This is a genomic window from Kocuria sp. NBRC 114282 (assembly GCF_030268385.1).
GTDB classification, from domain to species: domain Bacteria; phylum Actinomycetota; class Actinomycetes; order Actinomycetales; family Micrococcaceae; genus Kocuria; species Kocuria palustris.
The window spans coordinates 97,325-110,334 of record NZ_BSQO01000002.1; the positions used below are offsets into that span (position 1 = coordinate 97,325).

Consider the following 13,010-nt stretch of genomic DNA (forward strand, 5'->3'; position numbering starts at 1 on the left):
GCTGCGGCGGCGGACGGTCAGCTCGCGGTGCAGAAGCTGGCCAGCAGCTCGGGATCCGCGCCGGCGGGGCAGGGCTCGAAGGTGAAGATCACCATGGTGCCGAGCAGGATCGTGAAGGCGACGGCGACGAAGAGCGCGATCTTGAGCCAGAAGCGGACGCCGGTGCGCTCGGCGTAGTCGTCGATGATCGTGCGCATGCCGTTGCCGCCGTGCAGCAGGGCGAGCCACAGCAGCAGCAGGTCCCAGACCTGCCAGAACGGGTTGGCCCACTTGCCGCCGACGAATCCGAAGTCGATGGCGTGGACGCCGCCCTCGGGGGCGATCAGGTTGACGAAGAGGTGGCCGAACACCAGGACCAGCAGCACGACGCCCGAGATGCGCATGTAGAGCCATGCCAGCATCTCGAACTTGCTGCGCCCGGAGGTGGACCGGTTGTACTTGACGCCGGCGACCTCGCGGTCGTTGCTGCGAGGGACGGCGATCTTGGACTTCAGCGGAGTGCTCATGTGTGTGGATCCCCTCGCGATCAGTGGATGAACATGTAGTACACGTGGACGATGGCGAACGGCACCATCACGACCAGCCAGGCGATGGCCACCGCCCAGAAGAGCTTCTTCTGGTGGTTGGCGCCGTTCGACCAGAAGTCGACCAGGATGATGCGCACGCCGTTGAAGGCGTGGTAGACGATGCCCGCCACCAGGCCCATCTCGCCGATGCCCATGATCGGGTTCTTGTAGGTCGCCATCACGGCGTTGTAGGCCTCGGGATCCACGCGGACCATGGCGGTGTCGAGGACGTGGACCAGGAGGAAGAAGAAGATGCCCACGCCGCTGATCCGGTGGGCCACCCACGACCACATTCCGAATCCTCCGCGATAGAGGGTGCCCGATCCGATCTTCCCGGCGGATTCCGGCCGGGTCCGGACCGCGGGTGCTGTGGTCGCCACGATGTGATACCTCCCTGTATCTCCTCAGGCCGATTGCCCGTTCGGGGATCTCGGCGGGCGCGCGTGCGCGCCGACGGCCGAGCGCCTGAGGCGTGTTGCATGGAATTGTCAGCGGATTCACGGGCCACACTACCAGTCGGATGTCTGGGAAGCGGCCACTTGGCGACGAGGTGTCAGCGTCCTCACGCGGCGGTTTCGCGCGGTTCTCACAGCTGCTGAGGGCTCCTGCAGGGCCCGGCCGGACCCGGAGCCTCGCCGAACGGTGGACGGCCCGGCAGGGCGGCGCTGGGCCGGGCGGCGCGCCCCGGGCGATATCATGCGATCCGTGACGGAACCTCTTGAGCATTTCCATCCCTTCATCCCCGCCGGCGGCGTGGGGTCCCGGCTGTGGCCCCTCTCGAGGGCGGACGCGCCCAAGTTCCTGCTGGATCTCACCGGCTCGGGCTCGTCCCTGCTGCGCGCCACCTACGAGCGCCTGGCGCCCTTGAGCCGCGGCTCCATCATGGTCGTGACCGGACGCAGCCACGCCGGGGCCGTGAGCCAGCAGCTGCCGGAGCTGTCGGCCGAGGACCTGGTCCTGGAGCCGTCGCCGCGCGATTCCGGGGCTGCGATCGGGCTGGCCAGCATCCTGCTGGAGCGCCGCGATCCGGGAGCCGTGATCGGCTCGTTCGCCGCAGATCACGTGATCGAGCCCGCGGATGTCTTCCAGGAGGCCGTGCGCGAGGCCGTGCTGACCGCCCGCACCGGCAAGGTCGTGACCATCGGCATCCGCCCGACCGCTCCGTCGACCGGCTTCGGCTACATCAAGGCCGGGAAGCCCCTGGACGTCGACGGCGCGCCGTCGGCCCGCGACGTCGAGCAATTCGTGGAGAAGCCGGATGAGGACACCGCCCGCTCCTACGTGGCCAGCGGCGACTACCTCTGGAACGCCGGCATGTTCGTGGCCCCGGCGGCCCTGATGATGCAGCACCTGCAGACCAACGAGCCGGAGCTCTTCGCCGGGCTGTCCGAGATCGCCGATGCCTGGGGCACCGAGGATCAGGACGAGGTGATGGCCCGGGTCTGGGAGCAGTTGCCCAAGATCGCGATCGACTACGCCGTGGCCGAGCCGGCGGCGGCGGTCGGGGATGTCGCCGTGGTTCCGGGCTCCTTCTCCTGGGACGACGTCGGGGACTTCGCGGCCATGTCCCGGCTGAACCACCCGCGGGAATCGGACGACGTGGCGGTGCTGGGCGAGAACCCGCGCGTGCTCGTGGACAGCTCCTCCGGGATCGTCGTCTCGGACACCGGCCGGGTCGTCGCGCTGATCGGCGTCGAGGACATCGTCGTGGTGGACACGCCCGACGCCCTGCTGGTCACCACGCGCGAGCACGCCCAGCGCGTCAAGGAGACCGTCAACTCCCTGAAGGCCGCCGGCGACACCGACGTCCTCTGACCAGGACCCCTTCTCCGGCGCGCGGCCTCCTCCGGGAGGCCGCGCGCCGTGGTCCGTCGGCTCGCGGCTGCGCCGTATCCTGAGGCAATGTCCGATTCCCCCGCCGCGAGCACGTCCAGCAGCGAAGCCCCCCGGCACCGGTTCGACGACGGCGGCCAGGCCCTGTCGATCGCGCCGCTCGTCCGCCGCTTCCTGCCGCACCTGATCGAGTTCCGCCGCGACCTGCACTCGCACCCGGAGCTGTCCTACCGGGAGCACCGCACGACCGACCGGCTGATGACCGAGCTCGAGGCCGTCGGCCTGGAGCCGGTGCGGCTGCGCAGCACGGGCTGCTACGTGGACATCGGGACCGGCGAGCTGTCGGTCGCGCTGCGAGCGGATATCGACGCCCTCCCGATCCAGGAGGCCACCGGTCTCGAGTTCTCCTCGCAGAACCCCGGGGTCGCGCACATGTGCGGTCACGACATCCACACCACCGTGATGCTCGGCGTGGCCACCGTGCTGGCCGATCTGAACCGCACCTCGCCGCTGTCCGGGCGGGTCCGCGTCGTGTTCCAGCCGGCCGAGGAGCAGCTGCCCGGCGGCGCCCTGACCGTGATCGAGCAGGACGTCCTGGAGGGGGTCCCGCGGATCTTCGCGCTGCACTGCGAGCCCAAGGTCGACGTCGGCCAGGTCGGCACCCGCATCGGGGCGATCACCTCGGCCTCGGACACGGTGCGGCTGCGGCTGTCCGGAGCGGGCGGTCACACCTCGCGCCCGCACCTGACGCAGGACCTGGTCTTCGCCATGGCCCAGATCGCGATCAACGTCCCGGCGATCCTCTCGCGCCGCATCGACGTCCGCTCGGGTGTGCAGGTGGTCTGGGGCGAGATCGGAGCGGGCGTGGCCCCCAACGCCATCCCCTCGGAGGGCACCCTGGCGGGGACCATGCGCTGCCTCGACGCCGAAGCCTGGCACCAGGCCGGAGAGCTGCTCGACCAGGTCGTCGGGGACGTCGCCGCGCCGTACGGCGTGGAGGTGGACCTGGAGCACGTGCGGGGCGTCCCGCCGGTGGTCAACGGCGAGCTGGAGACCACCATGATCGAGAACGCCGCCCGAGCGGAGCTCGGCGAGGACGCCGTGGTGCTCGTGGAGCAGTCCATGGGCGGCGAGGACTTCGCCTGGTACCTCCAGGAGGTCCCCGGCGCCATGATGCGCCTGGGCACCCGCACCCGAGGGGGCCAGACCCACGATCTGCACCAGGCCGACTACATCGCCGACGAGGACGCCATCGCCTGCGGCGTCCAGGTCATGGCCAGCACGGCCCTGCGCGCCGTGGCGCACCACGTGAGAGAATCCGCCCTCCGCTGATCGCTCGTCCCCTCAGCACCGGAAGAACCCGGCCGCTGCCGATGAGATGTCCCCCTGAAGGTCTCGTCGCACAGCATCGCAGGAGCCCCCCACACAGCTATGACTTCCCCCCCTCCGTTCGCACAGTGCCCGTGCGGCGGGATCCGGAGAGGACGCAGTCGATTTCACCGGATGCGTGCTCGGCTCCAGCGGCGGCTTCCGCGACCGCAGCTTCATTCAGGACATCCACGACTCCAGCCGGATGCTCGAAGACTCCCTGGGCATCGAGGTGCGCACCGAGGAGTCGGGCTCGCCCCGGGAGTCCGAGCAGCTGCTGAAGGAGATGGCCGATCCGGCCGGCGGCTGCGACCTGGTGGTCGCCATGGGCTCCACGCTCGTGGAGCAGGTCGAGGCGGCCGCCGAGCGCCATCCCGATCAGGACTTCGCGATCATCGACGACGACTCGATCCATCTGCCCAATGTCCGCACGCTGGTCTTCGACGCCTCGCAGCCCGGGTTCCTCGCCGGATACGCTGCCGCCTCGGCCACCGAGACCGGGCGCGTGGGCGCCTTCGGAGGGGAGGACATCCCGGAGGTCCACGACTTCCTCGACGGCTACGCGGCCGGGATCGAGCACTGGAACGAGGTCCACGACAACGACGCGCTGTTCGTGTGGGTCGACGTGGACGGCTGGGAGGTGCTGCCCGATGAGCAGCGCACTCGGCAGCTGACCTCGGTGCGCAAGGAGGTGGGCTCCGCCGTCGCCGATGTGATGACCCAGTACGCGACTCCCGGGGCTGAGGCCGACGACTACACGGGGACCCTGGCCAACCGGGGCGTCGCTCTGGGGGACTTCCATGATCAGGCGCAGCGCGTGGACGAGCAGACCGCCCAGGAGCTGAGGCAGCTGCGCCAGCAGATCATCGAGGGTCGGCAGCCGACCCGACCCGGCGCGGGAACGTAGACTGCAGGCGATCGCCCTCCCCACAGCACCCGGAAGCAGCCATGTCCCTCCGCCGTCCCGTGCCAGCCGCCTGCGCGGTCGGTCTGAGCGCGCTCGCGCTCAGCGCCTGCGGCGAGCTGTCGGAGGACTCCGGGCTCGGCGCGGCGGAGGAGGCCACCGTCTGCATGGTGGCCGATGGAGAGGGCTTCGAGGACCTCAGCTTCCATCAGAGCGCGCACCAGGGGCTCGAGCATGCGGCCCGTGACACGGGGGTCTCGACCCGTGAGTCCGTGGTGGGCTCGGATGCCGAGTCCGACCCTGCGCTGCGCTCCATGGTCCAGAGCGGCTGCGACCTCACGATCGCCAACGGGCAGCCGCTGTCGCAGGTCGCCCTGGAGGTCGCCGCCGAGAACCCGCAGGCCGCCTTCGCGACCGTGGACGACTCCGCAGGCGAGGGCCTCGGCAATGTCAAGCCGCTGAGCTTCGACTCCGGCACCGCCGCGTTCCTGGCCGGCTACCTGGCCGCAGGCACCACCGAGACCGGCACGGTCGCAGCCTTCGGGGGCGAGGACACCCCCCGGGTGAGGCTCGTGCTCGACGGCTTCGCCGAGGGCGTCGAGCACTGGAATGAGCAGAAGGACGACGACGTCGAGCTGCTCGGCTGGGACCGGCAGGAGCAGGAGGGCACCATGCTCGGCTCGTTCAAGGACGTCGAGGGCGCCCGGGAGGTCACCGAGGGCTTCCTGGACAACGGCGCGGACATCGTCCTGCCGGCCGCCGGAGGCGCCTCCGAGGGCACCGCGCAGGCCGTGGCCGCCACGGGTGAGGGCACGGACCAGGCGCTGTTCATCTGGATCGACACCGACGGCTACGACGTCCTGCCGGAGGCCCAGCGATCGCACCAGCTGACCTCGGTGCTCAAGGACCTCACAGGGCCCGTGGAGTCGCTGGTGCGCGACCTGGAAGACGGTGAACTCGATCTGGACCCCTACGTGGGGACCCTCGAGAACGGGGGAGTGGGCATCGCCGATCACCACGACCAGCAGGAGCGCGTGGGCCCGGAGCTGGCCGCCGAGGTCGCCGGGCTGCGCCAGCAGATCATCGACGGCGAGCTGGAGATCGAATCCCAGGAGGACGCCGGCTGAGGCGTCACGGCCGGGCCCGCACAGCACGGGGCGCGGCCGTCGAGACGAGGAGGAGCAGGAGATGACCGAGAGCATCGAAGGCGCACGGCTGGAGGAGCTGATCGCCGAGCAGCCCTGGGCGGGGCTGATCGAGGAGGCCCGCCGGGCCATGCAGCACGCCTACGTCCCGTACTCCCGCTTCAAGGTGGGGGCGGCCGCGCTCGTGGACGACGGACGCGTGGTCTCCGGGTGCAATGTCGAGAACGGCAGCTACGGGCTCACGCTGTGCGCCGAATGCGGCCTGGTCAGCGCCCTGCACGCCAGCGGCGGCGGACGGCTGACGCACTTCGTGTGCGTCGACGGCCAGGGCTCGGTGCTCATGCCGTGCGGCCGCTGCCGCCAGCTGCTGCACGAGCACGGCGGGGATCAGCTGCAGCTGCTCACCGTGAGCGGGCTGCGCACCATGGACCAGGTCCTCCCGGACGCCTTCGTCCTGTGAGCGCGCAGCAGCAGTCCCCGGTCCGCGAGCCTTTCGCTGCCGTGGACGTCATCCGGGCCAAGCGGGACGGGGGTCGGCTGGATGAGCCGCGGATCCGCTGGGCCGTGGACGCCTACGTCCGCGGGGTGCTGAGCGAGGAGCAGATGGCCGCCCTGGCCATGGCGATCTGGTTCCGGGGCATGGATCGGGAGGAGACCTCGGCCTGGACCGAGGCCATGATCGACTCCGGCACCCGCCTGGACTTCACCGGGCTGCGCCGCGGCGGGCGAACGCTGCCGACCGTCGACAAGCACTCGACCGGCGGCGTGGGGGACAAGACCACCCTGCCGCTGGCTCCGCTCGTGGCCGCCCACGGGGTCGCCGTCCCGCAGCTGTCGGGCCGCGGCCTGGGGCACACCGGCGGCACCCTGGACAAGCTCGAGGCCATCCCCGGGTGGACGGCAGAGCTCACCTACGACCAGCTGCTGGCGCAGCTGCAGGACGTGGGCGCGGTGGTGTGCGCGGCCGGCGGGGATCTCGCTCCGGCCGATCGCCGTCTCTACGCGCTGCGCGACGTCACCGCCACGGTCGACTCCATCCCTCTGATCGCCTCGTCGATCATGTCCAAGAAGATCGCCGAGGGCGCCGGCGGCCTCGTGCTGGACGTGAAGGTCGGCTCCGGCGCGTTCATGAAGGACCGCGGATCCGCGGAGCAGCTGGCCCGGACCATGGTCGGTCTCGGCCACGACGCCGGACTGCCGACCTCCGCGGTGCTCACCGACATGTCCGCCCCTCTGGGCCGAGCCGTGGGCAACGCCTGCGAGGTGCAGGAGTCCCTCGAGGTCCTGGCCGGCGGCGGTCCGGCCGACCTGGTCGAGCTCGTGCTCGAGCTGGCCCGCCGGATGCTCGCCCTGGCCGGAGTGGACGACGATCCCGCCGACGCGCTCGCTGACGGCCGCGCCATGGACTCCTGGCGCCGCATGATCGCAGCGCAGGGCGGCGACCCCGATGCCGAGCTGCCGCGGGCGCGGCACGAGCAGGAGGTCGTCGCGGCAGAAGGCGGAACGGTGCAGGGCATCGAGGCCCTCGGCATCGGCACGGCCAGCTGGAGCCTGGGCGCCGGGCGCGAGCGCAGCCAGGACCCGGTCCAGGCCGGAGCCGGAGTGCTCCTGCACGTGGAGCGAGGCCAGCAGGTCCGGGCGGGGCAGCGCCTGGCCACGCTCATGACGGACACCCCGGAGGCCTTCGAGCGCGCCGAGCAGCTCGTGCTCGGTGCGATCTCGGTGGGCCCCGACCGGCCGCAGGCCTCGAGTCGGGCCGATGTGGTCCTCGGAGTCGTGGAATTCGAGGACTTGTGAGAGGCGACTTGTAGTCTGGTGGCAGACAGTGCCGGCGGTGCGCCGATCCGGCGGAACGAGACTGACGACCTGGAGGACATGATGGGACTTTTCAGCAGGAAGCAGACCCCCGAGAGCGAGCCGCGCACAGCGGACGCGGATGTCCAGCAGACGCAGCCTCGCGGCGCTGAGACCGCTGCCGCGGGCCAGCAGCTGCCGGAGTCCGGCCCGCTGCGCAGCCTGGTCGACGGCCTGCTCGTCGACGGCGCCGAGCGCGCCAAGCTGACCCTGGTCCAGCGCGGCTCGACCATGAGCTACCAGTCCGAGCGCGCCGCGGCCGATGGCTCCCCGGAGACCGATTCCGGCGTGGTCGACCAGGCCTCGCCCCTGTTCGACGACGTCGCCGCCCTCTACACCGAGTCCATGAACTCGTCCACGGGCGCCTGGCAGACCGTCGTCATCACGGCGGCCGCACCGGAGGCCGATGGCCGCTCCGTCACCGTGGACTACGACTTCCCGGCCGCCGAGCACCGCACGGAGCAGTACCGGGTCGCCAGCGGCTCCGCGCAGGCCGATCCCGCCGCGCAGGGCCCGCTGGGCGATTCCTCGCAGGGCGGCGCCCGCACGGGGGCCACCGCAGCGGGTGTCGGCGCGGGGGCCGGCGCCGGTGCCGGAGCTGCTGCGGCCGCCGGCGGCCGCGACCAGTCGGCTCCGCTCGGGCAGGATCAGGCCGGCACGGCCGAGCCCGCCGCTGAGCAGCGCGACCTGGGCGCCGAGTCCCGCGAGGACGGTCACCGCGACTCCGAGGCCCTGAGCCGCGAGCCGCAGGCCGTCCAGGACACCGAGGCCCGCACCCCCGAGGCACAGACCCAGGAGGCTCGTCCTGCTGAGGCACGGACCGCTGATGCTCGGGGCACCGAGGCGGCAGCATCCGCGACCTCGGGCCCCGAGGCGCGCCCGGTCGAGGCCGAGCAGCGCTCCGCGGGTGCCGGCGCCGCGGCCGGTGCCGGCGCGGCAGGCGTCGTCGCCGGCTCGGAGCAGCGGCGCGTGCCCGAGGGCCAGCTGACCGACAACGGCACGGTCGACAACCTCGCGCCCCGCCAGCAGGGCCAGGAGCCGATCGAGGTGGACCACGAGGTCCAGGAGTCGGTCGCGCGCACGGCGGGCCACCAGTCCGCCGCGGGCTCCGGCACGGGCGAGCAGCACGCGGGCACCTCCGCAGCCTCGCAGGCCCAGGGCGAGCAGATCCCGGCGCACGTCGATCACGACGAGTGGCGCGATGACAGCGGCGCCCGGCGCTCCCCGGCAGCTGCGCCCACGGGTGCGGCAGCCGCGCACTCGGTGTCCAGCCGGGACGGCTCCGGCGCCCCCACGGTCGCCAGCGGCGCCGATGTGGCCCCGTCGTACCGCGCCGCGGAGCAGGCAGCGGGCGGCGAGGACCTGGCTCAGGGCAACAAGGTCCTGTCGCAGAAGGACATCGCCCGCCGCGTGGCCGGCGCGCAGAAGCGTCTCTTCGGTGCCGACGGCTCCGCCCGCGACGTCTCGACCGTGCTGATCCGCGTGCGCACGCTGGGCACCTACTACGACGCCCTGACCCACGTGCGCCAGGGCGGCTTCTGGGACCAGCGCTCGACCTTCGACCTGATCCCCGAGGAGGACCTGCAGGTCCAGGCCCTCAAGCAGGACTCGTACGTCGAGGGCGAGGGCGCCCCGCTGGCGATCATGTTCCGCTTCCGTCCGGGCATCCCCCCGGAGGTCTCCTTCGACTACGACGACGAGGAGGCGTTCGTGCGCTACGAGAACCGCCTGCCCTCGCAGAACTACGTCGAGGAGCTGCGCATGTACCCGCGCACCGGGGCGAACATCCCGCAGCACGTCAACGACGCCCTCCAGGATTGGAACTACTGATCCCATGACCCAGATCCCGAGCACCGGCCCCGCCGGTCAGCCCGGGAGCCAGGACCCCGTCGGCTCGGCCGGCGGGGTCCTGCGCTCCCTTCCCAAGATCAGCCTCCACGATCATCTCGACGGCGGCCTGCGCCCGCAGACCCTGCTCGAGCTCGCCGAGGCCGCGGGCACCGAGCCGCCCGCTGACTCGGCCGCCGAGCTCGAGCAGTGGATGCGCGAGTCCGCGGACTCGGGCTCGCTCGAGCGCTACCTGCAGACCTTCTCGGTGATCCTCGAGGCCCTGCAGAGCGCCGAGGCCCTGCGGCGGGCGGCTCGCGAGGCCGTCGAGGACCTCGCCGCCGACGGCGTGATCCACGCCGAGCTGCGTTGGGCCCCCGAGCAGCACGTGGCCGGCGGTCTGAGCCTCGGCCAGGCCGTCGACGCCGTCAGCGAGGGCCTGCAGGAGGGCGTGGTCGCGGCCGCCCAGCAGGGCCTGGAGATCTCCGCCGGGCAGCTGCTGTGCGCCATGCGCCAGGCCGACCGCAGCCTCGAGATCGCGCAGCTGACCATCGAGCGCTTCTCCCCGGACGAGCCCGGCGGCGTGCTGGGCTTCGACCTGGCCGGACCGGAGGAGGGCTTCGCGCCCAGCCGGCACCAGGAGGCCCTGGACCTGCTGGCGCGCAGCCTGGTGCCCGTCACCCTGCACGCGGGCGAGGGCGCCGGCCTGGACTCCCTTCGCTCGGCGGTGGTCGACGGCCGCGCGCTGCGCCTGGGCCACGGCGTGCGCCTGGTCGAGGACGTGGCGCTGTCGGACGCCCCGGACGACGACGTCTCGATCGAGCTCGGCGAGCTGGCCCGGTGGGTGCGCGACCGCGGCATCGCCCTGGAGGTCTGCCCGCGCTCGAACAGCCAGACCGGTGCGGTCGCAGGCTGGAACCCTCCGCACAACCTCGTGCGCGTCCTGGGCCCCGGCACGCAGCGCCATCCGATCGGCTTCCTGCACCGTGCGGGCTTCCGCGTGGTGGTCGGGGCGGACAACCGGCTGGTCTCGGGCACGGATCTCACGACCGAGCTCGGCGAGCTCGTGGCCCTGCACGGGTTCTCGCTGGATGACCTCGAGACCCTGCAGCGCAGCGCGGCCCAGTCGGCCTTCCTGCCGCTGGATCAGCGCGTGGCCCTCGAGGCGCGGATCGGAGCGGAGTTCGACGCCGTGCGCGGATCGGGCATCCCGCTGGGCCTGGGGGACATGATGGCCGCTCACGAGGCCGAGGCCTCCGAGGGCACCTGGTGAGCCAGGACGGATCGGGGGCGGCCTTCGAGCGGCTGCTGGCGATCATGGACCGTCTGCGCTCGCCCGGCGGCTGCGCGTGGGACGGGCGCCAGAGCCACTCCTCGCTCGTGAAGCACCTGATCGAGGAGTCCTACGAGGTCGTCGAGGCCGTCGAAGCCCCCGGCGGGCCGGAGGCCCACCGCGACGAGCTCGTGGAGGAGCTCGGCGACGTCCTGCTCCAGGTGGTCTTCCACGCGAGGATCGCCCAGGAGCGCAGCGCGCAGCAGGGCGGGTTCGACATCGACGATGTCGTGGCGGGGATCAGCGAAAAGCTCGTGCGCCGTCACCCCGAGGTCTTCGCCGACGCCCAGAGGGCCGAGGCCTCGGACGATGCCGCCCTGCACGCCCGGTGGGAGGAGCTCAAGCGGGCCGAGAAGCCCCAGCGCACCGGCCCGTTCGACGGCGTGCCGCCGGGGCTTCCCGCCCTGCAGCGCACCGAGAAGATCCTCTCGAAGGCCAGGCGCCACGGACTGGAGCCGCAGAGCCCCTCGGAGCCGGACGAGGACCGCCCGCGCACTCAGGAGCAGCTGGGGCAGGCCCTGTTCGAACTGGTGCGCCAGGCCTCGTCGGACGGACTGGATGCCGAGCGCGCCCTGCGCGAGCACAGCGCCCGGTGGGTCCGTCAGCGCGATCCGGCACGGCTCCCGCAGGACTGAGCGGAAGCACAGGCAATAATGATGTTCGTGACAGGGCCTTCTCGATAGGCTCGTCAGCAGAAGCACCGGGTCCTGGCGGGACGCCTCGGCCCGTTTCCGCAGCACCGATCGAAGGAGACCTTCCATGGCCATGATCATCGACGTCCACGCACGTCAGATCCTCGATTCCCGCGGCAACCCCACGGTCGAGGTCGAGGTCCGCCTCGAGGACGGCAGCTTCGGTCGCGCGGCGGTGCCCTCGGGCGCCTCCACCGGTGAGCACGAGGCCGTCGAGCGCCGCGACGGCGACAAGAACGTCTACCTGGGCAAGGGCGTCCTGGGTGCGGTCGAGGCCGTGAACGAGGAGATCGCCGAGGCCGTCATCGGCATGGAGTCCACCGACCAGCGCCTGGTCGACCAGGCCATGCTCGAGCTCGACGGCACCCCGACCAAGTCCAAGCTCGGCGCCAACGCCATCCTGGGCGTCTCGCTGGCCGTGGCCCGCGCCTCGGCGGAGGAGGCCGACCTCCCGCTGTACAAGTACCTGGGTGGCCCCAACGCGCACGTGCTGCCGGTGCCCATGATGAACATCCTCAACGGCGGCTCCCACGCGGACTCCAACGTGGACATCCAGGAGTTCATGATCGCCCCGATCGGCTTCGCCACCTTCTCGGAGGCCCTGCGCGCCGGCACCGAGGTCTACCACGCGCTGAAGTCTGTGCTGAAGGACCGCGGCCTGTCCACCGGCCTGGGCGACGAGGGTGGCTTCGCGCCCGACCTCGAGTCCAACCGCGCTGCCCTGGACCTGATCCTGGACGCCATCGAGAAGGCCGGCTACAAGCCGGGCGAGCAGATCGCGCTGGCGCTGGATGTCGCCTCCTCCGAGTTCTTCGACAAGGGCTCCTACACCTTCGAGGGCGGCAAGAAGTCGGCCGATGAGATGGCGGCCTACTACGAGCAGCTCGTGGCCGACTACCCGCTGGTCTCGATCGAGGACCCGCTGGACGAGAACGACTGGGACGGCTGGGCCAAGCTCACCGCCTCGGTCGGGCAGAAGGTCCAGCTCGTGGGCGATGACCTCTTCGTCACCAACCCCGAGTTCCTGGCCCGCGGCATCCGCGAGGGCGTCGGCAACGCCCTGCTGGTCAAGGTCAACCAGATCGGCTCCCTCACGGAGACCCTGGAGGCCATCACCCTGGCGCAGACCAACATGTTCCGGTGCATGGTCTCCCACCGCTCGGGCGAGACCGAGGACACCACGATCTCGGACATCGCCGTGGCCACCAACGCCGGACAGATCAAGACCGGCGCCCCGGCGCGCTCGGAGCGCGTGGCCAAGTACAACCAGCTGCTGCGCATCGAGGAGGCCCTGGGAGACGCCGCCTCCTACGCCGGCGTCTCGGCCTTCCCGCGCTTCTCGGCCTGAGAGCGCGGCTGAACGGCTGAACGCAGCCGTCCGCACGCGGACCGCCGTCGTCCTCCTGACTCGGGAGGGTGGCGGCGGTCCGTCGTCGCGGGGCAGGCGCTGCCTCGTCGGTGCCGAGCGGGGTCCGAGCGTGCCACTAG

General features: G+C 71.7%; 12 protein-coding genes. 10 read left to right on the forward strand and 2 right to left on the reverse strand.

Going from position 1 to position 13,010, the window contains the following annotated elements:
• Positions 1 to 17: 17 nt before the first annotated feature.
• Both QSJ40_RS04085 and sdhC read right to left on the reverse strand, forming a co-directional pair.
• A complete protein-coding gene (locus QSJ40_RS04085) occupies positions 18 to 506 on the reverse strand; it encodes a succinate dehydrogenase hydrophobic membrane anchor subunit (RefSeq protein WP_006215510.1) in 489 nt (162 codons plus the stop codon).
• 20 nt (positions 507 to 526) lie between these two features.
• Positions 527 to 859 carry a succinate dehydrogenase, cytochrome b556 subunit gene (gene sdhC / locus QSJ40_RS04090; protein ID WP_241180359.1) on the reverse strand — a complete coding sequence of 111 codons (333 nt, stop codon included), beginning with the start codon at positions 857 to 859 and terminating at the stop codon, positions 527 to 529.
• Positions 860 to 1,262: 403 nt separating this feature from the next.
• Between sdhC and QSJ40_RS04095 the strand changes: the two genes are divergently transcribed.
• From QSJ40_RS04095 to eno, 10 genes are all read left to right on the forward strand, one after another.
• Positions 1,263 to 2,381 (forward strand): mannose-1-phosphate guanylyltransferase, encoded by a 1,119-nt coding sequence (locus tag QSJ40_RS04095; RefSeq protein WP_029643361.1) that lies wholly within the window; start codon positions 1,263 to 1,265, stop codon positions 2,379 to 2,381.
• An 87-nt stretch (positions 2,382 to 2,468) separates the two neighbouring features.
• On the forward strand, positions 2,469 to 3,731 hold the full coding sequence (locus QSJ40_RS04100) for an amidohydrolase (RefSeq protein ID WP_285729030.1): 1,263 nt from the start codon (positions 2,469 to 2,471) through the stop codon (positions 3,729 to 3,731).
• 175 nt (positions 3,732 to 3,906) lie between these two features.
• The gene (locus QSJ40_RS04105) at positions 3,907 to 4,674 is read left to right on the forward strand and encodes a BMP family ABC transporter substrate-binding protein (RefSeq protein WP_285729032.1); all 768 of its coding nucleotides are present in this window, start codon (positions 3,907 to 3,909) and stop codon (positions 4,672 to 4,674) included.
• A 41-nt stretch (positions 4,675 to 4,715) separates the two neighbouring features.
• Positions 4,716 to 5,798 (forward strand): BMP family ABC transporter substrate-binding protein, encoded by a 1,083-nt coding sequence (locus tag QSJ40_RS04110; RefSeq protein WP_285729034.1) that lies wholly within the window; start codon positions 4,716 to 4,718, stop codon positions 5,796 to 5,798.
• A gap of 61 nt (positions 5,799 to 5,859) precedes the next feature.
• Positions 5,860 to 6,276 carry a cytidine deaminase gene (locus QSJ40_RS04115; protein ID WP_024289054.1) on the forward strand — a complete coding sequence of 139 codons (417 nt, stop codon included), beginning with the start codon at positions 5,860 to 5,862 and terminating at the stop codon, positions 6,274 to 6,276.
• Entirely contained in the window at positions 6,273 to 7,613 is a 1,341-nt protein-coding gene (locus tag QSJ40_RS04120) for a thymidine phosphorylase (protein WP_285729036.1), read from the forward strand. Before QSJ40_RS04115 ends, QSJ40_RS04120 begins: the two co-directional genes overlap by 4 nt.
• 78 nt (positions 7,614 to 7,691) lie before the next feature.
• On the forward strand, positions 7,692 to 9,500 hold the full coding sequence (locus QSJ40_RS04125) for a hypothetical protein (RefSeq protein WP_285729038.1): 1,809 nt from the start codon (positions 7,692 to 7,694) through the stop codon (positions 9,498 to 9,500).
• Between the two features lie 4 nt (positions 9,501 to 9,504).
• On the forward strand, positions 9,505 to 10,770 hold the full coding sequence (locus tag QSJ40_RS04130; RefSeq protein ID WP_285729041.1) for an adenosine deaminase: 1,266 nt from the start codon (positions 9,505 to 9,507) through the stop codon (positions 10,768 to 10,770).
• Positions 10,767 to 11,465: a MazG family protein gene (locus QSJ40_RS04135; RefSeq protein ID WP_006215500.1), complete on the forward strand. Its 699-nt coding sequence runs from the start codon at positions 10,767 to 10,769 to the stop codon at positions 11,463 to 11,465. The genes QSJ40_RS04130 and QSJ40_RS04135 overlap by 4 nt, the downstream gene beginning before the upstream one ends.
• A gap of 124 nt (positions 11,466 to 11,589) precedes the next feature.
• Positions 11,590 to 12,870, forward strand: coding sequence for a phosphopyruvate hydratase (gene eno, locus QSJ40_RS04140; protein ID WP_006215499.1), 1,281 nt, complete (start codon positions 11,590 to 11,592; stop codon positions 12,868 to 12,870).
• Positions 12,871 to 13,010 lie beyond the last annotated feature (140 nt).